At 71.8% G+C, this 20,346-nt stretch carries 17 protein-coding genes and 1 pseudogene; 11 read left to right on the top strand and 7 right to left on the bottom strand.

The genetic code is table 11. The features are described 5' to 3' along the window. Nucleotides 1-44 precede the first annotated feature (44 nt). Nucleotides 45-608, bottom strand: coding sequence for an NAD(P)H-dependent oxidoreductase (locus tag ACIQHQ_RS20360; protein ID WP_402613286.1), 564 nt, complete (start codon nt 606-608; stop codon nt 45-47). A 126-nt stretch (nt 609-734) separates the two neighbouring features. Between ACIQHQ_RS20360 and ACIQHQ_RS20355 the strand changes: the two genes are divergently transcribed. The 3 genes from ACIQHQ_RS20355 to ACIQHQ_RS20345 all read left to right on the top strand — a co-directional run bounded on the left by ACIQHQ_RS20355 (nt 735) and on the right by ACIQHQ_RS20345 (nt 4,464). Next, nucleotides 735-1,403 (top strand): TetR/AcrR family transcriptional regulator, encoded by a 669-nt coding sequence (locus ACIQHQ_RS20355; protein ID WP_402613285.1) that lies wholly within the window; start codon nt 735-737, stop codon nt 1,401-1,403. Between the two features lie 82 nt (nt 1,404-1,485). Continuing rightward, nucleotides 1,486-2,535, top strand: coding sequence for a LacI family DNA-binding transcriptional regulator (locus tag ACIQHQ_RS20350; protein ID WP_402613284.1), 1,050 nt, complete (start codon nt 1,486-1,488; stop codon nt 2,533-2,535). A gap of 492 nt (nt 2,536-3,027) precedes the next feature. Further along, complete coding sequence (locus tag ACIQHQ_RS20345; protein WP_402613283.1) at nt 3,028-4,464, top strand: benzaldehyde dehydrogenase; 1,437 nt, start codon at nt 3,028-3,030, stop codon at nt 4,462-4,464. Nucleotides 4,465-4,499: 35 nt separating this feature from the next. On the opposite strand, the gene trxA is transcribed toward ACIQHQ_RS20345, so the two are convergent. Continuing rightward, the gene (gene trxA, locus ACIQHQ_RS20340; RefSeq protein ID WP_402613282.1) at nt 4,500-4,880 is read right to left on the bottom strand and encodes a thioredoxin; all 381 of its coding nucleotides are present in this window, start codon (nt 4,878-4,880) and stop codon (nt 4,500-4,502) included. A 121-nt stretch (nt 4,881-5,001) separates the two neighbouring features. Here trxA and ACIQHQ_RS20335 point away from each other — a divergent pair, with 121 nt between their 5' ends. Further along, nucleotides 5,002-6,432 (top strand): dihydrolipoyl dehydrogenase family protein, encoded by a 1,431-nt coding sequence (locus ACIQHQ_RS20335; protein ID WP_402613281.1) that lies wholly within the window; start codon nt 5,002-5,004, stop codon nt 6,430-6,432. Nucleotides 6,433-6,603: 171 nt separating this feature from the next. Here ACIQHQ_RS20335 and ACIQHQ_RS20330 read toward each other — a convergent pair whose 3' ends face one another. Next, nucleotides 6,604-7,248: a peptide deformylase gene (locus tag ACIQHQ_RS20330; RefSeq protein ID WP_402613280.1), complete on the bottom strand. Its 645-nt coding sequence runs from the start codon at nt 7,246-7,248 to the stop codon at nt 6,604-6,606. A 154-nt stretch (nt 7,249-7,402) separates the two neighbouring features. Here ACIQHQ_RS20330 and ACIQHQ_RS20325 point away from each other — a divergent pair, with 154 nt between their 5' ends. Next, entirely contained in the window at nt 7,403-8,806 is a 1,404-nt protein-coding gene (locus tag ACIQHQ_RS20325; RefSeq protein ID WP_402613279.1) for a PepSY-associated TM helix domain-containing protein, read from the top strand. Between the two features lie 68 nt (nt 8,807-8,874). Here ACIQHQ_RS20325 and ACIQHQ_RS20320 read toward each other — a convergent pair whose 3' ends face one another. The 3 genes from ACIQHQ_RS20320 to ACIQHQ_RS20310 all read right to left on the bottom strand — a co-directional run bounded on the left by ACIQHQ_RS20320 (nt 8,875) and on the right by ACIQHQ_RS20310 (nt 10,234). After that, entirely contained in the window at nt 8,875-9,234 is a 360-nt protein-coding gene (locus ACIQHQ_RS20320) for a tetratricopeptide repeat protein (protein ID WP_402613278.1), read from the bottom strand. Nucleotides 9,235-9,302: 68 nt separating this feature from the next. Further along, nucleotides 9,303-9,755, bottom strand: a complete 453-nt coding sequence (locus tag ACIQHQ_RS20315) for a MarR family transcriptional regulator (RefSeq protein WP_402613277.1) — start codon at nt 9,753-9,755, stop codon at nt 9,303-9,305. Beyond that, complete coding sequence (locus ACIQHQ_RS20310; protein WP_402613276.1) at nt 9,752-10,234, bottom strand: MarR family winged helix-turn-helix transcriptional regulator; 483 nt, start codon at nt 10,232-10,234, stop codon at nt 9,752-9,754. Before ACIQHQ_RS20310 ends, ACIQHQ_RS20315 begins: the two co-directional genes overlap by 4 nt. 112 nt (nt 10,235-10,346) lie before the next feature. Between ACIQHQ_RS20310 and ACIQHQ_RS20305 the strand changes: the two genes are divergently transcribed. Then, a complete protein-coding gene (locus ACIQHQ_RS20305) occupies nt 10,347-11,312 on the top strand; it encodes a pirin family protein (protein ID WP_402613275.1) in 966 nt (321 codons plus the stop codon). 590 nt (nt 11,313-11,902) lie between these two features. Here ACIQHQ_RS20305 and ACIQHQ_RS20300 read toward each other — a convergent pair. Further along, nucleotides 11,903-12,808 (bottom strand): MerR family transcriptional regulator, encoded by a 906-nt coding sequence (locus tag ACIQHQ_RS20300; RefSeq protein WP_402613274.1) that lies wholly within the window; start codon nt 12,806-12,808, stop codon nt 11,903-11,905. Nucleotides 12,809-14,587: 1,779 nt separating this feature from the next. On the opposite strand from ACIQHQ_RS20300, the pseudogene ACIQHQ_RS20295 reads away from it, so the two are divergent. From ACIQHQ_RS20295 to ACIQHQ_RS20275, 5 genes and pseudogenes are all read left to right on the top strand, one after another. After that, a pseudogene (locus tag ACIQHQ_RS20295) lies at nt 14,588-15,717 on the top strand (PLP-dependent cysteine synthase family protein). Beyond that, nucleotides 15,714-17,015, top strand: coding sequence for an MFS transporter (locus tag ACIQHQ_RS20290; RefSeq protein WP_402613273.1), 1,302 nt, complete (start codon nt 15,714-15,716; stop codon nt 17,013-17,015). The pseudogene ACIQHQ_RS20295 and the gene ACIQHQ_RS20290 overlap by 4 nt, the downstream one beginning before the upstream one ends. 485 nt (nt 17,016-17,500) lie before the next feature. Then, on the top strand, nt 17,501-17,851 hold the full coding sequence (locus ACIQHQ_RS20285) for an NADH-quinone oxidoreductase subunit A (protein WP_402613272.1): 351 nt from the start codon (nt 17,501-17,503) through the stop codon (nt 17,849-17,851). Nucleotides 17,852-17,874: 23 nt separating this feature from the next. Beyond that, complete coding sequence (locus ACIQHQ_RS20280; protein ID WP_402613271.1) at nt 17,875-19,398, top strand: hypothetical protein; 1,524 nt, start codon at nt 17,875-17,877, stop codon at nt 19,396-19,398. Next, the gene (locus ACIQHQ_RS20275) at nt 19,391-20,335 is read left to right on the top strand and encodes an NADH-quinone oxidoreductase subunit H (protein WP_402613270.1); all 945 of its coding nucleotides are present in this window, start codon (nt 19,391-19,393) and stop codon (nt 20,333-20,335) included. Before ACIQHQ_RS20280 ends, ACIQHQ_RS20275 begins: the two co-directional genes overlap by 8 nt. The last annotated feature ends 11 nt before the right edge of the window (nt 20,336-20,346 follow it).

Here is a 20,346-nt window from a genome sequence, read left to right as displayed (position 1 = left end):
CCGTTGCCGGCCGCGGCCCCTCCGCGGGCGCGAGGTGAGGACGGTCAGGCCGCGGCGGGCGCGGAAGCGTGACCGTGCAGGCGGGCGATGACCTCGGTCAGCTGCTCGGCGACCTCGGCGTCATCGGCCGGGTGCGTCTCGGCGAAGCGGGTCATCGAGCCGGGGATGGACAGCTTGACGTCCTCCAGGACCTTGCCGCCGGCCACGCCCACGGACTTGCGGGTCTCGTCGTGCGCCCAGACACCGCCGTACTGGCCGAAGGCGGTGCCGACCACGGCGACCGGCTTGCCGCTGAGGGCACCGGCGCCGTACGGGCGGGACAGCCAGTCGATGGCGTTCTTCAGGACGGCCGGAATGGTGCCGTTGTACTCGGGGGTGAAGAGGATCAGGCCGCCGGCGGCGTTCGCGGCCTCGCGCAGGCGCGCCGCGGCGGCCGGGACGTCGCCCTCCACGTCGATGTCCTCGTTGTAGAAGGGGATCTCGGCGAGACCCTCGAACAGGCTCACCTCGGCGCCCTCGGGGGCGAGCTTGACGGCCGCCTCGGCGAGCTGGCGGTTGTGCGAGCCGGCACGAAGGCTGCCGACGAGGGCGAGGATACGAACGGACATGCTGACTCCCACGTATGAGGCACTGCTCTGACACTGCGCAATCGATCCGGACCAGGGTCCGTTTAACGTTCTAGCATCCTAACCGGACCGCGGTCCAGTTTGTTCCCGATGCTTTACGCTGGCTTCATGTCCGCCGTCCCGCCGCCCCTCCCGACGCCCCAGGAGCCCGTCGACCACCCCGAGCTGCTGCAGCTCGGTACCGCTCTGGAGGCCGACGAACCATGCCTGCGGGCCGACGCCGCGCGCAACCGCGCCCGGCTGCTCGAGGCCGCCGGACGGCTGGTGGCGGAGCGCGGCGCCGAGGCCGTGACGATGGAGGCGGTGGCCGCCGAGGCCCGCGTCGGCAAGGGCACGGTCTTCCGCAGATTCGGCGACCGCACCGGCCTGCTGACGGCGCTGCTCGACCACTCCGAGAAGAAGTTCCAGGCCGCGTTCCTCGGCGGCCCGCCGCCGCTCGGGCCCGGAGCGCCGCCCGTGGAGCGGCTGCGGGCGTTCGGCTGCGCCATGCTGCGCCGCTCGGCGGACGAGCTGGAACTGCAACTGGCTGCCGATCCCGGCGCAAACCGCCGTTACGTCGTCCCCGCCCGCCGCGTGCTGCGGCACCACATCGAGATGCTGCTGCGGCAGGCCGTCCCCGGAGCGGACTGCGCACTCCTCTCCCATGCGCTGATGGGCCAGCTCGACCCGGCCCTGATCCACCACCTGACCGAGCAGTGCGGCATACCGCTGCCCCGTCTGGAGGCCGCATGGATCGACCTGGTGGACCGGGTGGCGGGAGCGGGCGCGGCGCGCTGAGAAGCGCCCGCTCTGCTTCGTGAGCGCTCACGGCTTCCTCACAACTCCCCCGCCGGAAGGGCGCATTGAGGCTTCTGCCAAGATGCCGTACGTCATGGTGCAGATACCGAAAACGCCCGCGCCCCCGTCCCCCGCACCGTCGCGCTCCGTGCCCACGAGCGCCGATGTGGCCCGCCTGGCCGGCGTCTCGCGCGCGACCGTCTCCTACGTCCTGAACAACACCAGCGCCGTACGGATCAGCGAACCCACCCGCCGCCGTGTGCACGAGGCCGCCAGGGAACTCGGCTACGTACCGCACGCGGCGGCCCGCAGCCTGCGTGCCGGGCACAGCCGGATGGTCCTGATCCCCGCGCCGACCTTCCCCGTCGGCCCGCTCTACAGCCGGTTCCTCGCCGACCTCCAGGGTTCGCTCGCCGGTCTGGACTACACGGTGGTGCAGTACGGCACCGGCGGCCCGCACGGTGACGAAGCCGCCCGCGCGTGGGCAGAGTTGCGGCCCGTGGCCGTCCTCGTGCCCGGCTCCGGACTGGGCCCGCGCGGGGTGGCGGTGCTCAAGCGTTCGGGGGCGCGGGCCGTGGTCACCCTCGGCCCCGAGACCATCGAGGGTGCGCACGCCCTGCTGATGGACCACGATGTCGTCGGCCACAGCGCGGGCGCCCACCTCTACGACCTCGGCCGGCGCCGGATCGGCGTCGTCGTGCCGCAGGACCCCGGTCTCGAGGCGTTCTCCGCCCCCCGCCTCGACGGCGTGCGCCAGTCGCTGCGCGGCACGGACGCCACGGTGACCGAACTGCCCCTGGCCTACGACGAGCAGGCCGCGGCGCGCCTGGCCGCCCGCTGGCGGAGCCTCGGTCTGGACGCCGTGTTCACCTACAACGACGAGTACGCGATGCTGCTGATGCGGGCCCTGCTCGACGAGGGCATCCGCATCCCCGAGGAGACGGCCGTGATCGGCGCCGACGACCTGGTGCTCGGACGGCTGCTGCGGCCCCGGCTGAGCACGGTCCGTCTGGAGCTGCCCTCCGGCCATGAACTCGCCGAGCTGGTCGACCGTACGGTGCGCAGGCCCATCACCGAGCCCGAGACGCACAAGGTGCTCGGCGCGACGGTGCTGCACCGCGAATCCAGCTGACGCGACGGTGCTGCACCGCGACTCCAGCTGACGCGACGGTGCTGCACCGCGAATCCAGCTGACGCGACGGTGCTGCACCGCGACTCCAGCTGAGCCGACGGGCGACGACCGGGCGTTGCGTCGACGCACGCGCCGGCGCACGGTCCGATCGGCGAGGGTGGCGGTGTGGCCGGATTCGCGGTGCCGCTGTGCACGCGGTCAGCGGCTCTACAGCCAGTTCCCTGACGTGGCCGCCTCGCGCCGTGCGAATCCCCCGGCTCGGGCGGGTGAACCGTGCGAATTCCCCCGGCCCGGGCCGGGGAACCGGCTCCCGGTCCGCGGCACGGCTAGGATGTTGCATGCTCAACAAAACGGGGGCGCGTTCCCACCCGGGCCGCGGCGCACTCCGCCGCGCCCGCTCGGCGCGTCCCGCCATGTGACCGCCGAACCGGCCGCGCACACACGGGAATCGACCGTCCCGTCCGCCGGTGACCGATCGATCGGAGAGCCGTCATGCCGTTGCTCGACACCACGAGCTGGCAGCCCCGCAGCCTCACGGGGCCCGGGTACACCGTCACCGAGCCCGCCACCGGCCAAGCCCTGGGCTCCCTCACCCTCGCCGGGTCCGAGGACGTCGGGGCCGCCGCCGAGCGGGCGGCCACCGCCCAGCACGCATGGGCACGCACCCCGCACTTCGCCCGCGCCGCCGTGCTCCGCAAGGCGGGCGACCTGTTCACCGAGCACGCCGACGAACTGCGCGCATGGCTCGTCCGCGAATCGGGTTCCGTACCCGGCAAGGCGGACTTCGAGCTGCACGTCGCCGCCCAGGAGTGCTACGAGGCCGCCGCCCTCGCCTCCCGCCCGGCCGGCCAGGTGCTGCCCAGCGAGGCGCCGCGCCTGTCGTACACGCGGCGGGTCCCGGCCGGTGTGGTGGGCGTGATCTCGCCGTTCAACGCCCCGCTGATCCTCTCCATCCGCTCCGTCGCACCGGCCCTGGCGCTGGGCAACGCGGTCCTGCTCAAGCCGGACCCGCGCACGGCCGTGTGCGGAGGGCTGTCCCTCGCCGCGGTCTTCGCCGCCGCGGGCCTGCCGGAGGACCTGCTGCACGTGCTCCCCGGCGGCCCGGACGCCGGACAGGCCCTGGTGACAGACCCGCGGGTGCCGGTCATCTCCTTCACCGGCTCCACCGCCGCCGGACGGGCCGTGGGCGAGGCCGCCGGCCGTCACCTCAAGCGGGCCCACCTCGAACTGGGCGGCAACTCGGCCATGATCGTGCTGGAGGACGCCGACCTCGACGCGGTGATCTCCACGGCCGCCTGGGGGTCGTTCTTCCACCAGGGCCAGATCTGCATGACCACCGGACGCCACCTGGTGCACGCGTCCCTGTACGACGAGTACGTCGAGCGGCTGGCCGCCAAGGCCGACTCACTCTCCGTCGGCGACCCCTACCGGGATCAGGTCCACCTGGGCCCCATCATCGACTCGGGCCAGCTCACCAAGATCAGCGGTCTGGTCGAGGCCAGCACGAACGCGGGCGCCAAGCTCGCCGCCGGCGGCACCCACGACAGGCTCTTCTACCGGCCCACGGTCCTCGCCCACGTCGACGACCGCTCTCCAGCGTACACGGAGGAGGTCTTCGGCCCGGTGGCACCCGTCCGCTCCTTCACCACCGTCGACGAGGCGGCGGCGCTGGCCGCGCAGAGCCCGTACGGCCTCTCCCTGGGCATCGTCACCAGGGATCCGGCCCGCGGTCTCGACCTCGCCGAGCGCATTCCGACCGGCATCGTCCACATCAACGACCAGACCGTGAACGACGAGGCCGTGGCACCCTTCGGCGGAATCGCCGCCTCCGGCACCGGCGCCCGCTTCGGCGGTGAGGCCAACCTGGAGGCCTTCACCGAACTGCGCTGGACGACGGTACGCGGAGACGTTGCTCCGTACCCCTTCTAGGACCCGGCCGGACGGGCCTCGCGCCCCGGGGCCCCTCACTCGGCCGGCTGCTGCGCCTGCTGCTCGGCGATCGCCTTGCGCACCTCGTCCATGTCGAGGTTCCGGGCCTGCCCGATGACGTCCGTCAGGGCGGCCTCGGGCAGGGCGCCCGGCTGGGCGAACACGGCGACCTGGTCCCGGACGATCATCAGCGTGGGGATGGACTGGATACCGAAGGCCGCGGCCAGCTCGGGCTGCGCCTCGGTGTCCACCTTGCCGAACACCAGGTCCGGGTTGTCTCCCGCCGCCTTCTCGTAGACCGGGGCGAACTGCTTGCACGGCCCGCACCAGTCGGCCCAGAAGTCGATCAGGACGAACTCGTTGTCCGTGACCGTCTGGTCGAAGTTCTCCTTGGTGAGCTCCACGGTGCTGCTCATGGCGTCATTCCCTACTTCCTGGTGTGGGGTCAAAGCCGTCGGCACAACACGGCCGACCGGACACGTATTCCGCGCCCCTACCCATGTGGCCAGGGCGCACACCACCCACCAGACTGACCCCATGACGGAAACGGAAACCAACGCGTACGACGTCGTGGTGCTCGGGGCCGGGCCCGTGGGGGAGAACGTCGCCGATCGCACCCGCGCGGCCGGGCTGACCACCGCGGTCGTGGAGAGCGAGCTGGTCGGCGGCGAGTGTTCCTACTGGGCGTGCATGCCCAGCAAGGCGCTGCTGCGGCCGGTCATCGCCCGCGCGGACGCCCGCCGCGTACCGGGCCTGCGCCAGTCGGTGCAGGGGCCCCTCGACGCCTCCGCCATCCTCGCCCACCGCGACTACTACACCTCGAACTGGAAGGACGACGGCCAGGTCGGGTGGCTCGACTCCATCGGCGCCGACCTGTACCGCGGCCACGGGCGCCTCACCGGCCCCCGCACGGTGACGGTCAACGGCCCGGACGGCGGCGAGCGCGTCCTGACCGCCCGGCACGCCGTCGCCGTCTGCACCGGCAGCCGCGCCGCCCTGCCCGGCCTGCCCGGGCTCGACGCGGTCAAGCCGTGGACCAGCCGGGAGGCCACCAGCTCCCAGACCGTGCCCGGCCGGCTGATCGTGATCGGCGGCGGAGTGGTCGCCACCGAGATGGCCACGGTCTGGCAGGCCCTCGGCTCGAAGGTCACCCTGCTGGTCCGCGGCAAGGGCCTGCTCCCCCGGATGGAGCCCTTCGCCGGGGAACTGATCGCCGAGGCGCTCACGGAGGCCGGCGCGGACGTCCGTACGGGCACGTCCGTGGAGTCGGTGACCCGGGAGAACGGGACGGTGGTGGCCGTCACCGGCACCGGCGACCGCATCGAGGCCGACGAGATCCTCTTCGCCACCGGCCGCGCCCCGCGCACCGACGACATCGGCCTGGAGACGATCGGCCTCGACCCCGGCTCCTGGCTGTCCGTCGACGACAGCCTCCGCGTAACCGGCCACGACTGGCTGTACGCGGTGGGCGACGTCAACCACCGCGCCCTCCTCACCCACCAGGGCAAGTACCAGGCCCGCATCGCCGGTGCCGCGATCGCCGCGCGGGCCACCGGGGAGGCGCTCCTGGCCGGGCCCTGGGGCGCCCACGCCGCGACCGCCGATCACACCGCCGTTCCCCAGGTCGTCTTCACCGATCCGGAGGCCGCGGCCGTGGGCCTGTCCCTGGCCGAGGCGGAACAGGCAGGCCACCGGGTGAAGGCCGTCGACGTGGACCTGTCCACCGTCGCCGGGGCCGGCCTGTACGCCGACGGCTACCAGGGCCGCGCCCGCATGGTCGTCGACCTCGAGGGTGAGATCCTGCGCGGCGTCACCCTCGTCGGCCCCGGCGTCGGCGAGCTCATCCACTCCGCGACCATCGCGGTCGCCGGCCAGGTCCCGGTCGGCCGCCTGTGGCACGCCGTCCCGTCCTACCCGACGATCAGCGAGGTGTGGCTGCGGTTGCTGGAGGCCTACCGCGACGCCTGACCCCCCGTCCGTCCGGGCCGGGCCGGGGCAGGGACGACGGTCCCGCTGCGCGTGCGCGGGCACCACCGGCTCCCGCCAGCCGCCGTCCCACGGGTTCTCCTCGGCCTCCGGCAGCAGAAGAACCCGGTCCGGCCCGGCGCGTCGACGACCTGGGCCCGGCGGTTCGGCGGATCACGGCAGCTCGAAGCCGAGCGCCCGCGCCGCCTCCTCGGGTGTCGGCTGGGCCCAGCGCTCCGCCATCGCCTGGGTGGACGACAGTGAACGCGTCGCGGCGCGGTCCAGGTACAGGACGCCGTCGAGGTGGTCCGTCTCGTGTTGCACGATCCGGGCCGGCCAGCCCCTGAACACCTCGTCCAGCGCCCGCCCGTGCTCGTCCTGCCCCGTCAGCCGCACCTCGGCGTGCCGCGCCACCACCGCCTGCCAGCCCGGCACGCTCAGGCAGCCCTCGAAGAACGCGGCCCGCGCGTCGCCGACGGGCTCATAGACGGGATTGACCAGCACGCGGAACGGCTGCGGCGCCCGCCCGCGCGCCAGACGCACCTCCTCCGGCACCGGTGCGGGGTCCTCGATCACCGCGATCCTGAGCGGCACCCCGACCTGTGGAGCCGCCAGGCCGACCCCGGGCGCCGCACGCATGGTGACCCGCAGGGCCTCGACGAACCGTGCCAGCAGGGCGGGCCCCAGCTGGCCGTCGTACGGCTCGGCGGCGTGCCGCAGTACCGGGTCGCCGGCCGCGACGATGGTCAAGGGGACGCCCTCGTCGAGGAGTTGCCCGACCCGCTCGGCCAGGGGTGCGCGATCGCTCGGTGTTCCCATCGCGTCAGGATGGCACGGCACCCCCCACCCGCATGTGATGCGCGTCACAGGGGCTCTCCGGGAACCGAACGCCCCGCCGCCCCGACTACTGCACCGCCACGGTCGCCGCCCACACCGCGACGGCCCAGACGACGTCCCCCGGAGAAGCCCGCCGATGACCACCGCTCCCTCGACCACCACGGACGAGGCCTCGCAACCAGCCACCCCGGCACCGTCGAAGAGCAGCTGGGCCCCCTTGCGCCCGCTGATCCTGCGCCTGCACTTCTACGCCGGGGTGCTGGTGGCGCCGTTCCTCCTCGTCGCCGCCGTCACCGGCCTGCTGTACGCCGGTTCGTTCCAGGCCGAAAGGCTCGTCTACGACCACGAACTGACCGTCCCCGCAGGCGAGAACAAGCTGCCGATCAGTGAGCAGGTGTCCGCCGCCCGCAAGGCCCACCCCGAGGGCACGGTCTCGGCCGTACGCCCCTCACCCGAGGCCGACGCGACCACCAGGGTCATGCTGTCCGGCGTCCCGGGCGTCGACGAGGGCCACACGCTCGCGGTGTTCGTCGACCCGTACACCGCCGAGGTGCGCGGTTCCCTCGAACAGTACGGCTCGACCGGCGCGTTGCCGCTGCGCACCTGGATCGACGAGTTCCACCGGGATCTGCACCTGGGTGAGCCGGGGCGGCTGTACAGCGAGCTGGCGGCCAGCTGGCTGTGGGTCGTCTCGGCGGGCGGACTGGCGCTGTGGTTCTCCCGCCGCCGGGCCCTGCGCAAGGTACGGGGCACGAAGGGGCGACGGCGCACACTCGGCCTGCACGGCAATGTCGGCGTGTGGGCGGCGGCCGGGTTCTTCTTCCTCTCGGCGACCGGTCTGACCTGGTCGGCCTACGCGGGAGCCACCATCGACGAGCTGCGGACCTCACTGGGCCAGGCCACCCCGTCGGTGTCAGCGGCGGCCGGCGGTGAGCACGACGGCCACGGCTCCGCCGCCGGGCGGGCGGGCGACGCCGCACACGGCGTGGGACTGGACAAGGTCCTTGCCGCGGCGCGGGCCGAGCGACTGGGCGACCCGGTGGAGATCGTGCCGCCCGCCGACGCCGACTCGGCGTACGTGGTGAAGCAGGTGCAGCGCGGCTGGCCCTCGAAGCAGGACGCCGTCGCGATCGACCCGGCCGACGGCGAGGTCACGGACGTCGTGCGGTTCGCCGACTACCCGGTGCTCGCCAAGCTCACCCGGTGGGGCATCGACCTGCACACCGGCATCCTGTTCGGTCTGGCCAACCAGATCGCCCTGATGCTGCTCGCGCTCTCCCTGATCCTGCTGATCGTCTGGGGCTACCGCATGTGGTGGCAACGCGGGCGCGGCACCGCCTTCGGCCGTCCGATCCCACGCGGCGCCTGGCAGCAGGTCCCGCCGCAGATCCTCGTACCGCTGCTGGCGGGCGTCGCCGTACTCGGGTACTTCCTGCCGTTGTTCGGCATCCCGCTGGCGGCCTTCCTCGCCGCGGACATCCTGCTGGGGGAGATCGCCCACCGGCGGGGGCGGCGGTCGTACGGGACACCGGTCGAGTAGCGGACCGCCGCCGGCACACCGATGCCCGGCTCCCCGAGGAGCCGGGCATCCCTCAGGTACGGCGGGGGTCAGCGCTGCTCGAAGTCACCGCCGAGCGCGGAGGCGATCCGCAAGTGCGACTCCGCCTCCTCGTGCCGGTTCTGCCGCTGCAGGGTGCGGCCGAGCATCAGCCGGGCGTAGTGTTCCACGGGGTCCCGCTCGACGATCGTCCGCAGCTCGCCCTCGGCGCGCCGCAGTTGGGCCGAGTGGTAATAGGAGCGCGCCAGGAGCAGCCGGGGCCCGGTCTGCTCGGGCACCTCCTCGACCAGCCCGGCCAGGACGCGCGCGGCGGCGGCGTAGTCCTTGGCGTCGAAGAACAGCTGTGCGCGCTCCCAGCGCTCGGCCGGGGTTCCGTGGGCGTAGTACGTGGTGTCCTGGGTCGTGTTCACTCGGTGCCTCCTTCGAGGCCGACAACCGCGCCCGGCGGTTCGGTATTCCATTGGCCGGACGGGCTGCCCTAACGGGTCAGGGCGGCCAGTTCGGCGTCGGCCCGTTCGGTGATCAGGCGCAGCACCCGGCCCGTGACGGCCAGGTCCTGTGCCGGTATGCCGTCGTAGATCCGGGCCGTGATGGGGGCCGTCTCGCCGGAGGTCGTGGCGTACAGCTCGCGGCCGGCGTCCGTGATCCGTACCTCCGACGTCCCGTCGGGGGTCAGCAACTGCGCGGCGATCAGCTCGTCGAGCACGTCGTGCGCCTCGGTCGCGTCGATCTTCAGGGCACCGGTGACACCGTCGGCGAGCTGCTCGCGCGGCACCGGGCCGTCGGCGAGGGCGGCGAGCCGCAGGGTCACGGACTGCTGGAAGGTGATGCCGTGCCGGGCCAGCACGTTCTCGAGGAGAGCGCGGCCGGCGTAGTGGGCCAGGGCGATGACGCGGGGGTCGACACGGGGTGTGGTTGTGGTGGTGGTCATGACTGCTCCGTCTCGTTCTCGCTGAAGGGATCAAGCGGTGCGTCGAGCAGGGTCGTGAGGTCGCGCGTGAACTCCCGGGTGCGCGCGCCGTCGAGGCCGCCGAGCGGGTCGAGGAGCTGCTGGAGGAGCCCGTGGACGACCTCGATCGCCCGCCGGGTGACCTCGTGACCCTGTGGTGTGAGCGCGAGCTGCACCGCGCGCGGGTCGCGGGGGTCCCGGGTCCGTTCCAGGAGGCCGGCGGTCTCCAGTGCCCGGGCGAGCTTGGACACATAGAGCGGTTCCAGCCCGGTGTGGTCGGCGAGTCGGCGCTGGCTGGGCTGCTCACCGGAGCGCTGCATGCCGTGCAGCGAGGCCACCAGCGAGTACTGCGCGTGGGTGAGCCCCAGCGGGGCCACCGCACGGTCGACCGCGACCCGCCACTTCATCGACAGCCGCCACACCAGGAACCCGGGCGTGGCGCCTTCGGAACGATTGCTCATGCCAGATACTGTACATGGCTACTATGTACATGGCTACTGTTTTCGGGCTGGGTGCGACGCGGCCCGAAGGTGACGCTGACGGCGGCTCCCGCGCCGGACTAGGTTGGGCGCCATGAGCAATCTTGAGCGCGAGGCGGCCCCGTCCCTGTGTGGCGGCCGTGGCTTCGTGGTGGCGGAGCCGGTGCGTGAACTCCTCAGCGCTCGCCGGGTCAGGCTGGGCGAGTCCGGCGAAGTCCGCCGGCTGCTGCCCAACCTCGGCCGCCGGATGGTCGGGGCCTGGTGCTTCGTCGACCACTACGGTCCCGACGACATCGCCGACGAGCCCGGCATGCAGGTGCCGCCACACCCTCACATGGGTCTGCAGACGGTGAGCTGGCTGCACGAGGGGGAGGTGCTGCACCGCGACTCCACCGGCAGCCTCCAGGCGATCCGCCCGCGCGAACTCGGCCTGATGACCTCCGGCCGGGCGATCAGCCACTCGGAGGAGAGCCCGCGCTCGCACGCCCGCTTCCTGCACGGAGCGCAACTGTGGGTCGCCCTCCCCGACAGTCACCGCCACACCGAGCCGCGTTTCGAGCACCACGCCGATCTGCCGGTCGTCACGGCCCCCGGCCTGACGGCCACGCTGATCCTCGGCGACCTCGACGGCGCGACCTCACCCGGCACGGCGTACACCCCGATCGTCGGCGCCGACCTGGCGCTGACCCGAGGCGCGGACGTACGCCTCCCCCTGCAAGCGGACTTCGAGTACGCCGTCCTGTCCATGTCCGGCGAGGCCCACGTCGACGGCGTCCCGCTCCTGCCCGGCTCGATGCTCTACCTAGGCTGCGGCCGCACCGAACTGCCCCTGCGGGCCGAGTCGGACGCGGGCCTGATGCTCCTGGGCGGCGAACCGTTCGAGGAGGAACTGATCATGTTCTGGAACTGGATCGGACGGTCGCAGGGGGAGATCGAGCAGGCGCGCAGGGACTGGATGGAGGGGACTCGGTTCGGCGAGGTGAAGGGGTACGACGGGGATCCGTTGCCGGCTCCCGAACTGCCCGCGACGCCTCTGAAGCCGCGGGGAAGGGTTCGCTGACCTGCGAAAATGGCTGATTCGCCGGTGCGGGTGGGTGGTTCGCCGCAGCGTTTGTCATCCGCGGTTCCCTCGCGTGCGGGAGGGCGGCTGGGTTCGCGGCAAGCCTGATGCGCGGTGCTGCGCCATTCCACGGTGTCGCCGTCTGTGGGCGCCTGTGGCAGGGCTGTTGCTGACCCTTTGCCAACTCTACTGACACGCCATCAGGTGTCATCGGAGGTTGGTGTCCTGCCGTTGCGGCGGCAGGGTGGTCGCTGCGGGCTGGGTGGCCATCGGACGGATGGCCGACTGACTCCGGGTGCCGTGTCTTCGCATGCGCTCGGTGAGAACGGACAACAGCGCGCTGCCGATTCCGTCACGGCGGCGGCGGCGGTGCTGTGCGGGGCACAGCGCGTACAACTCCCCCTCACCCGGCGCGCGTACGCTCCTGCGGCTGCGCCGACGATCTGCCCGTCGGCCTCGGCGGCCACCAGCCAACCCGACCAGCTCGGCGCGCCACCAGGCATCCCTGTTTCCGCGCTGATGCGGGGGGCGCAGCCCTTGAAAACCGCCCAGCAATCAGAACAAGCACCGTTGCAGTACCGGGCCGTGTTCTAGGAAGCGGGTGACTCGTGGGCGGTGAGTTCTTCGGCCAATTCCATGCAGCGCAGGCGGGCCGGGGAGAAGTCGTAGGGCATCTTTCCTGTGGCTTCGAACGCGCTCATGGACTCTTGCCCCCTGCCAGAGCTTTGGCCGGCCTCGTCCTCACCCTCATCAGCGGTAACGGGGTGCAAAGTGTCCCAGGAGTCGAAGAGCGCGTCGTCGCTCTCCGCCAGGCCGGAATCCTCGATAACGGCTTGCAGCGCCTTTTCGAAGGCGTGCCGTTCGGCAGCCACCCGGGCCACGCGGGGATCATCGACAGCGATCGTGTCATCGAGTGCCTCTTCGGCGGCATCGATACGGTCGGAGTCCTCCCGCAGATCCGGGTGAGTGGCCAGGGCGGTGAAACGGGTGGCCTGGACGGCCGCACCGAGCGGGCCGAAGATCCGCTCGGTGACCAGCAGGCTGTCCAGGTCCGCCTGGCGCAGGGAGCCCTCGGGCAGGCTCTTGAGGCGGCTGGTGACGAAGTCGGAGAGCAGACCCATCCTGCTGCCCTCACTACGCATGCGCTGCACGGCAGTCCGTTGCCGCCGCAGTTCTGCTTCCTGGGCGACGAGGGTTTCCTCCAGCCGTTCCAGGATGCTCGCGATGCGGTCATCGCTGTCGGCACCGGCGGAAGCCGTGTCGGCGAAGGCGTCACGGATGTCGTCCAGGGCGATCCCGGCGTCGGCCATCTTGCGGATCCACAGCAGCCGGATCATGTCTTCGTAGCCGTAGCGGCGGCGGTCGTCGCCGCCTCGCGCGGGCTCGGGGAGGAGGCCGATCTCGTGGTAGTGACGGATCGCCCGCGGTGTGGTGCCGACGAAGGCCGCCGCGTCACCGATCTTGACCTGGCGCGGCGGGATGAAGGACGAATACATGAGCAGGGGCCTTCCTCAGTGGGGCGGGATGTGAGTCCACCGGACCACATACCGCTACGGAAGGTGCAACCCGAGTCACTCCGCCCGGCACCCGTGCCAGGAGAAGCACCCCTTCTCCCGTCAGCGGGTCGCCATGCGATGACAGGGGGATCTGCGTGCAACACAGGCTGGACAACGTGGCGGGCTGGGTGCTGCTCACTGCGGCAGTGGTGCTGCACCGAATGGTGGCCGGCAGGGCGGCGCGGGAGCGGTGGCAGCGGCGGAGGAACGCGGCACTGCGCTGTGCGCACCGGCGTGCGGTGCTGGTGCCGGAAGTGGCGGGCCGGTTGGGCCCGCCCGCAGGGGTGGGTACGTCAGGTCTCGAACGGGCGGAAGCCGGCGGAGCCGCCGGAGGTCGAGGAGGTCGCCTGACCTGGGTAGTCATCTACCTGGCCGGAAACCGGCTCAGAGGCGTGAAGGTGCCGGCGCTGAGGGTCCGTTGCGCGCTCGCCGCGACAAACAGGCCAGTTGTCCGACGAGTTGACCCGCTGTTTCGGGAAGTAGTGGTCGAGCACTGTCGGCAAGCCGCTAGGATCACGGCATGATCACGGCTTGCTCGCCTTCGCGCATGGTCCGGGCCCGCTCTGCGGGTCCGGTGCTCCGCGTCTTGGCCCTCGCCGTACTGCTGTTCGGAGTCGTAGTGACGCACGGCGTGCATGTCGAGAGTGTCGGTGGACACCTCTCCGTCAGTGCAACCGCACCCGCTGCACTCTCGGGTGATGACGTTCGCCCCGCAGCAGCGGAGCCCCCGCCACTGATCGCCGGGAAAGGCGATGATCATGGTGGTCATGAGCCGTCACATCCTGGTGAGCAGTGTGCATCGGGTCAGCCCCAGCAGGGTTCTGGCCTGGTATCGCCCTGCGTTGCCGCGTCGGTTCGTGAATCAGGCAGTGCCGACAGCGCTTCCACCGCGCGAGTTACTGCGGCTGGTGGGCCCATGGCCGGTGCCTCACCCGCGGCTCTGAGAGCAGCCTCCATGGTGCGGCAGGTCTAGAACGACGGAGTCCTCCAGCTGGCCTGCCGGCTGTCACCGGTTCGGCTGGTATCGCGAGACGAGCGTCGTCTCCCATGTTCATGATGGGTCATCACGTTCGTCGACGCCGTCCTGCCCCCCACCCATGTCTGCGCCTCGCTCCGTCCTCCTTGGAGACGTGGCAGCAGCGCGGAGGACCTGTGCCGACACACTTCCGTATCCCCGCTTATGCCCTTTGGATCCCAGGCAGCTCTCCCTCATGGCGCCGACTCGTCTCAACGATCCGCGGCGCCCTCGTACTGGCGCTCATGCTGTGCGCCGTCCTTCATGGCGCGGCAGAGGAGGCGCACGGGTCAGTGCCCGTACCCGCCGCTGCTTCGACGATTGCCGCGGGTGGGGAGCCTCACGAGCACCACATCCCCCACGGGGCCGAGGGCTGTGCGTCGGACACGGCCGTCCGTGCGGCCCAGTCGATGGAGGAGTTCCCGCTCGGCGCGATGGCCGTGGTCGCCCTTGTCGCCGTGTCCGCGATGGCGGGAAGAGCCCCGGCACGGCATGAACTGTGCAGACGTCGCAGGACACGCACCGGGCGCGTGACGCTCGTTCGTACGTCTCGGTGGCGGATCTAGACCACTCGCTCGCAGCTGACGGCCCCCGTCGCTGCCGCGTCCCCAGGCCTGCAGCGGACCTCGGTCCGTCCTGTCGCCGCGGGGGGCGCGAGATGAACCCTCACCATGCATTCATCGAGCGAGAGTGAACACACAACCATGCAGTCATTGACCAAGGCCGCGATCCCCTCGGGCCGTTCCGCCCTGTCCGGGCTGGTGGGCAACACCCCGCTGCTGCGGGTGTCGGAGCCGCTGGCCCCGGCCGGGCGTGGCTTCTGGGCGAAGCTGGAGGGCTTTAACCCCGGCGGTATCAAGGACCGTCCGGGGCTGCACATGGTGGAGCGGGCCCGGGCCCGTGGCGACCTGCGGCCCGGCGGACGGATCATCGAGTCCACCAGCGGCACCCTGGGCCTGGGACTGGCGCTGGCCGGGATGGTGTACGGCCACCCGATCACCCTGGTCACCGATCCGGGTCTTGAGCTGTCCATGACCCGGCTGCTGACCGCGTACGGTGCCCAGGTCAACGTCGTCTCCGAGCCACACCCCACGGGCGGCTGGCAGCAGGCCCGCCGCGAGCGTGTCCAGCGGCTGCTGGAGCAGCACCCCGGCTCCTGGTGCCCGGACCAGTACAGCAACCCCGACAACGTCGCCGCCTACACGCCGCTGGCCCTCGAACTCGCCTCCGAGCTGGGCCACATCGACCTGCTGGTGTGCAGCGTCGGCACCGGCGGCCACTCCGCGGGCGTCTCCCGGGTCCTGCGCCAGCTCTACCCCGAGCTGACCGTCGTCGGCGTGGACACCATCGGCTCCACGATCTTCGGCCAGCCCGCCCGACCCCGCCTGATGCGCGGACTCGGCTCCAGCATCCACCCCCGCAACGTCGCCTACGAGAACTTCTCCGAGGTGCACTGGGTCGCCCCGCACGAGGCCGTGTGGACCTGCCGCCAACTGGCCGCCTCCCCCACTACGCCACCGGCGGTTGGAGCGTCGGCGCGGTCGCGCTGGTGGCCGGCTGGCTGGCACGGACGATGCCGGCGGACGCGCGAATCGTCGCGATCTTCCCCGACGGTCCGCAGCGATACCTGGGGACGGTCTACGACGACGACTACTGCGCCGCCCACGGCCTGCTGGAGTCGCCACAGGCACCCGAACCGGAGCTGCTCGGCCGCATGGACGAGAAGGAGGTCACCCGCTGGACCCGGTGCACCACGGTCGTTGATCCCCTCACGCTGCAAGGCACCCAGGGCGGATCGGATGTCGAGGCCGACGCTTCGGAGGAGGACCGGTGAAGGGGCTGCTCACCCAGGTCCGGTCGTACGAACGCAGCGTCCAGCTGTTGATGGTGAACCAGTTCACCATCAACCTCGGCTTCTACATGCTGATGCCCTACCTGGCCGCCCACCTCTCCGGCACCCTCGGGCTGGCCGGCTGGATCGTGGGACTCGTCCTCGGCGTACGGAACTTCAGCCAGCAGGGCATGTTCCTGGTCGGTGGCACGCTCGCCGACCGGCTGGGCTACAAGCCGATGATCGTCGCCGGCTGTGTGCTGCGCACCCTCGGCTTCGCGGCGCTCGGGCTCGTCGACTCACTTCCCGCACTACTTGCCGCGTCCGCGGCCACCGGGCTGGCCGGGGCGCTGTTCAATCCGGCCGTACGGGCCTACCTTGCGGCCGACGCGGGGGAGCGCAGGGTCGAGGCGTTCGCGTTGTTCAACGTGTTCTACCAGGCGGGCATCCTGCTGGGCCCGCTGGTGGGGATGGTGCTGACCGGGGTGGACTTCCGCGTCACCTGCCTGGTGTCGGCCGGGATCTTCGCGCTGCTGAGCGTCGTACAAATCCGCGCGCTGCCCGCTCGGCGGGCTGAGGACGCCACGCGGCAGGGGACCGACGGCGGCCAGGGTGTGCTCGCCCAGTGGCGCGGCATCCTCGTCAACCGGCCGTTCCTGCTCTTCTCCGTCGCCATGATCGGCTCATACGTCCTGTCCTTCCAGGTCTACCTGGCGCTGCCGCTGGAGGTGCGCCGGCTCGGCGGCGACGGGGAGTTCGGCACCGCGGCGGTGGCGATGCTCTTCGCGGTCTCCGGGCTGAGCACGATCGTCGGTCAGACGCGGGTGACGGCGTGGTGCAAGGCGCGGTACGAGCCCGGGCAGGCGCTCGTGCGCGGGCTGGCGGCCATGGGCCTGGCCTTTGTCCCTCTGCTGCTGGCCACCGCAGTGCCCGTACCGGAGTCCGGGATCGGGCTGTGGCTGCTCGCGGCGGTGCCTCCGACGCTCGCCGCGCTGCTGCTGGCCGTCGGCACGATGATCGCCTACCCGTTCGAGATGGACACCATCGTCCGCCTCTCCGGTGACCGACTCGTCGCCACCCACTACGGGCTGTACAACACGATCTGCGGCGTCGGTATCACCGTCGGCAACCTGGGCACCGGCGCCGCGCTCGACGCCGCGCGGGCCGCCGGGATGCCCGCGCTGCCGTGGATCGCCCTGATCGTGCTCGGCCTGGCGTGCGCCGCCGCCCTGTACGGCCTGCACCGCACCGGCCGACTGGCGGCACAGCCCGCTTCCGAGTCGCTGGCCACGAGCGTCTGACCCGCCGGTCCTCTGGCCAGGGGCGGGGCACCGCACGGTGCCCCGCCCACGCGCTCGCGCTGCCGGCCGCCGGACCGCCGGCGGGCCTCCTCGCGCCACGCCTGGGGATGCGCACCGTTGCGGCCGTCGGACTCGCCATGCTGAGCGCCTCCTCAGCGGTGCTCGCCACCACCGAGGCGACGGACGGCTGTCGCCGGGCTCTCGTGGCCATGCCGCTGTGGAGGTGGGGCGCCGGGTCCGTCATCACCCCGACCAGCGACGCCATCGTCGGCTCGCTGCCCGAAACGGACCTCGGGTCGGCTCGGCCACCGACAGTGCCGCCATCCAGCTCGGCGCGGCGACCGGAGTCGCCGTCATGGGCAGCCTGCTCTCCGACCGTCGTTTTGGGCAGGAATGTTCCCGATGGTTCGGGCCCCGCCTCCAGGGCTCGAACCAGCCGGTCACGCACCATAAGCGGTAGGACGCCGAGAACGGAGGTCGGGCGGATGGATGCATGGCAGCCGATGCTGGTCCTCCTCGGTGTGGTCGGGGCCGGTCTGGTCGGCCTGTACGGGCTGGGCCTGTGGCTGGCGGCAGCGCGGGCTCCCCTGGAAACCGGCCCTTTCGCCGGAGGTTTCAAGCCGGGCGAGCACGCCGTGTCCCGGTTCCACGTGCGCTGGTACCCGGTCACCATGATCTTTCTGGCCTTCGACATGGAGATGCTCTTCATGTACCCGTGGGTGAAGGTCGTCTCGGAGGTCGGCACCACGGCCGTCGTGGAGATGTTCCTCTTCCTCGGCATCCTGTTGGCGGCGGTGACGTACGCCTGGCGTGAGGGGGCTCTGAGGTGGACCTGAGGGGTCTTGTGCGGCGTACGGCGATGAATCGCCCGGCGGTGTTCGCGGTCACGCTGCCCGGAGCCACGGAACTCCGGCTGGAGACCGAGGCGGAGGTGCGCCGGCGGGGGTGGCCCGGAGCCGGCACTCCAGCCGCCGCGGATCTGCTGGTCGTCTGCGGCGTTCCGGCGCCGGAGGACGCGGCGTGGCTGGACCGCATGGAGTGGTCGATGCCGCAGCCCGCCGTGCGCATCGTGGTGGGGGAGGGCGGGCAGGTCGCACACGCCCTCGGCACGGCGCGCAGGGACCTGATCGACAGGGCGATGACCCCGCGCGGCGCCGACGCGGCAGCTCATGTGAACCACCGCGACATGGCGGATCGGGCGGAGAGCCCGCGCCTCGGACACGCGGGGCACGAGCCCGGAGATCACCAGGACGAGGCGCACCCGTCCGGTCCGCAGGAACACATGGACGACCGGTCCGAGGCACCAACGGGCGAGCATGGCACCCACGAGCACGGCGAGCACGAGGTACACGCGGACGAGCACTGCCACGGCGCGCACCACGACAGCTCGCCGCCCGCAGCACCCGACGGCCAAGGTCATGACGACCACGGCATGGACCACGGCCATGGCGGTCATGCCGCTCACTCCGGCCACGAGGGAGACGCATCCCACCAACCCGCTGACCATGCGACGCACATGGACCACATGGGTCACCACAGGCATGGCGGCCATATGGATCACATGGGCCATGACATGCACACCATGGGAGAGGTGGCGGGCCTGCCGATGGCAGAACGGGCGGACGACCGGGACGAGTTGCGGCTCGACCAGCTGCATGTGCCCTTCGGTCCCGGGCTGAGCGACTGGCCGGCGGGTCTCGTTCTCCGTCTCACCCTGCAAGGAGACGTCGTACAGGGCGTCGAGGTGGACCGCCTCCCCGGGGTGTCCGGCCATCGACTGCCGTTCTGGGACGAGCCGTGGCTACGGGCCGCACACGGCGAGGATGTCACCAGGGGCGGCGCCGTACGCCGCCGCTGTGCCGCGCATCTGGACAGTGCGGGACGTCTCCTTGCCGTCGTCGGCTGGGACGACGTCGCAGTGCGGTGCCGTCGACTGCGGGACGAGCTGCTGTCGGGGGCGTCGCATGAGGGGATCGGCGGCGATCTGCGCAGGACGCTGCACAGAATCGGACGGTCCAGGCCCCTGCGCTGGTCGATCGCCGGGCTGGGGGAGTTGTCGGCGGACAGGGCCCGGGCGGCCGGAGTGACCGGACCGGCGCTCGCCGCGGACGGGGACGCGTACGACCGGCTGCTGATGTGGCTGAGCGAGGTCGAGCGCGGCCTCGAAGGGCTCGACGACACACGGCCGTTGGCGCCGGATGACCGGACCGGCCCACGTGGCCGGCTGGACGGGCCACGGCCGCCGTCACAGGCGTTGCTCGACGTCCTCCCCGAACTCCTGACGGGCGCCGAGTTCGCCTGCGCACGGATCATCGTGGCCAGCCTGGACCCCGACCTCGACGAACTCGCCCCCGCGACCGTGCCCGGAACGGCCCGTGCGTGATGCAGCGCCCCTGTGGGCGACCGTCGTCCTTCCCGTCACCCTGGCCGTGGCCGCCGTGTTCACCGCCGGGTTCGACGCGGTACTGTCCGCGTCGGCCGAGCGCGGCCGCGCCGGCAGTGTCCGGGAGGCCGGGCTGCGGGCGACGGCTCCGCTACGCGAGGCCCTGCGGCTGCTCGTTCAGCAGCCGCGCCGTACGACGGCCGCCGACCGGCTGCTCGGAAGGCTCGGAGTGGTGCTGGTCCCGGTGGCCGCTGTGCTCGCGGGTGCCGTACTGCCGTGGGGCTTTGGTGCCGTGAGCGATCCGTCCGTCGGCATCGTGTGGTTCAACGCGATGGAGGCCCTGGCCTGGGCGGCGGTATGGCTGGCGGGCTGGGGACCGAACTCGGCGCTGTCGCTGATCGGCGGGTACCGGTTCCTGGCGCAGGGGCTGGCGTACGAACTTCCGCACATGTTCGCGATCACCACCGCCTCTCTCGGCGCCGAGTCCCTGCGGGTCGGGGGCGTGGTCGCGGCCCAGGACGGACTGTGGTTCGCGGTGTGGATGCCGGCCTCGTTCGTCGTCTATCTGCTGAGCGCGCTCGCGATGGCGTTCTGGGGACCGTTCGAGCATCCGCTGTCGCGGGACGCGGCCGGTGGGGCCGCCGCCGAGCTGGCGGGTGTGGACCGGCTGGTGTTCCTGGGCGGGCGGTGGCTGCTGCTTGTGGTGACCGCCGGTTTCAGCGTGCCGCTGTTTCTCGGCGGAGGGCACGGCCCGCTGCTGCCGGGCTGGGCGTGGACGTTGCTGAAGACCGCGGCTGTCCTGGCGCTGCTGGTGGCTGGACGCCGGCTGCTGCCCACCTTGCGGATGGATCGGTACATGGAACTGGCGTGGATGGCGCTGGTGCCGCTGACGCTGCTTCAGGCGCTGTTCGTGGCCGTCGTCGTCATGAACCGTTGAGGAGGTGAGGG

The sequence above is a fragment of the Streptomyces sp. NPDC092370 genome, assembly GCF_044755265.1.
Lineage (GTDB): Bacteria > Actinomycetota > Actinomycetes > Streptomycetales > Streptomycetaceae > Streptomyces.
This window is presented reverse-complemented; position numbering and strand designations above follow the sequence as displayed.

Bases quoted from the DNA above. Each gene is read 5' to 3' on its own strand.
- ACIQHQ_RS20360 (WP_402613286.1), bottom strand. From the start codon at position 608: ATGTCCGTTCGTATCCTCGCCCTCGTCGGCAGCCTTCGTGCCGGCTCG.
- ACIQHQ_RS20355 (WP_402613285.1), top strand. From the start codon at position 735: ATGTCCGCCGTCCCGCCGCCCCTCCCGACGCCCCAGGAGCCCGTCGAC.
- ACIQHQ_RS20350 (WP_402613284.1), top strand. From the start codon at position 1,486: ATGCCGTACGTCATGGTGCAGATACCGAAAACGCCCGCGCCCCCGTCC.
- ACIQHQ_RS20345 (WP_402613283.1), top strand. From the start codon at position 3,028: ATGCCGTTGCTCGACACCACGAGCTGGCAGCCCCGCAGCCTCACGGGG.
- trxA (WP_402613282.1), bottom strand. From the start codon at position 4,880: ATGAGCAGCACCGTGGAGCTCACCAAGGAGAACTTCGACCAGACGGTC.
- ACIQHQ_RS20335 (WP_402613281.1), top strand. From the start codon at position 5,002: ATGACGGAAACGGAAACCAACGCGTACGACGTCGTGGTGCTCGGGGCC.
- ACIQHQ_RS20330 (WP_402613280.1), bottom strand. From the start codon at position 7,248: ATGGGAACACCGAGCGATCGCGCACCCCTGGCCGAGCGGGTCGGGCAA.
- ACIQHQ_RS20325 (WP_402613279.1), top strand. From the start codon at position 7,403: ATGACCACCGCTCCCTCGACCACCACGGACGAGGCCTCGCAACCAGCC.
- ACIQHQ_RS20315 (WP_402613277.1), bottom strand. From the start codon at position 9,755: ATGACCACCACCACAACCACACCCCGTGTCGACCCCCGCGTCATCGCC.
- ACIQHQ_RS20310 (WP_402613276.1), bottom strand. From the start codon at position 10,234: ATGAGCAATCGTTCCGAAGGCGCCACGCCCGGGTTCCTGGTGTGGCGG.
- ACIQHQ_RS20305 (WP_402613275.1), top strand. From the start codon at position 10,347: ATGAGCAATCTTGAGCGCGAGGCGGCCCCGTCCCTGTGTGGCGGCCGT.
- ACIQHQ_RS20300 (WP_402613274.1), bottom strand. From the start codon at position 12,808: ATGTATTCGTCCTTCATCCCGCCGCGCCAGGTCAAGATCGGTGACGCG.
- ACIQHQ_RS20285 (WP_402613272.1), top strand. From the start codon at position 17,501: ATGGATGCATGGCAGCCGATGCTGGTCCTCCTCGGTGTGGTCGGGGCC.
- ACIQHQ_RS20280 (WP_402613271.1), top strand. From the start codon at position 17,875: ATGAATCGCCCGGCGGTGTTCGCGGTCACGCTGCCCGGAGCCACGGAA.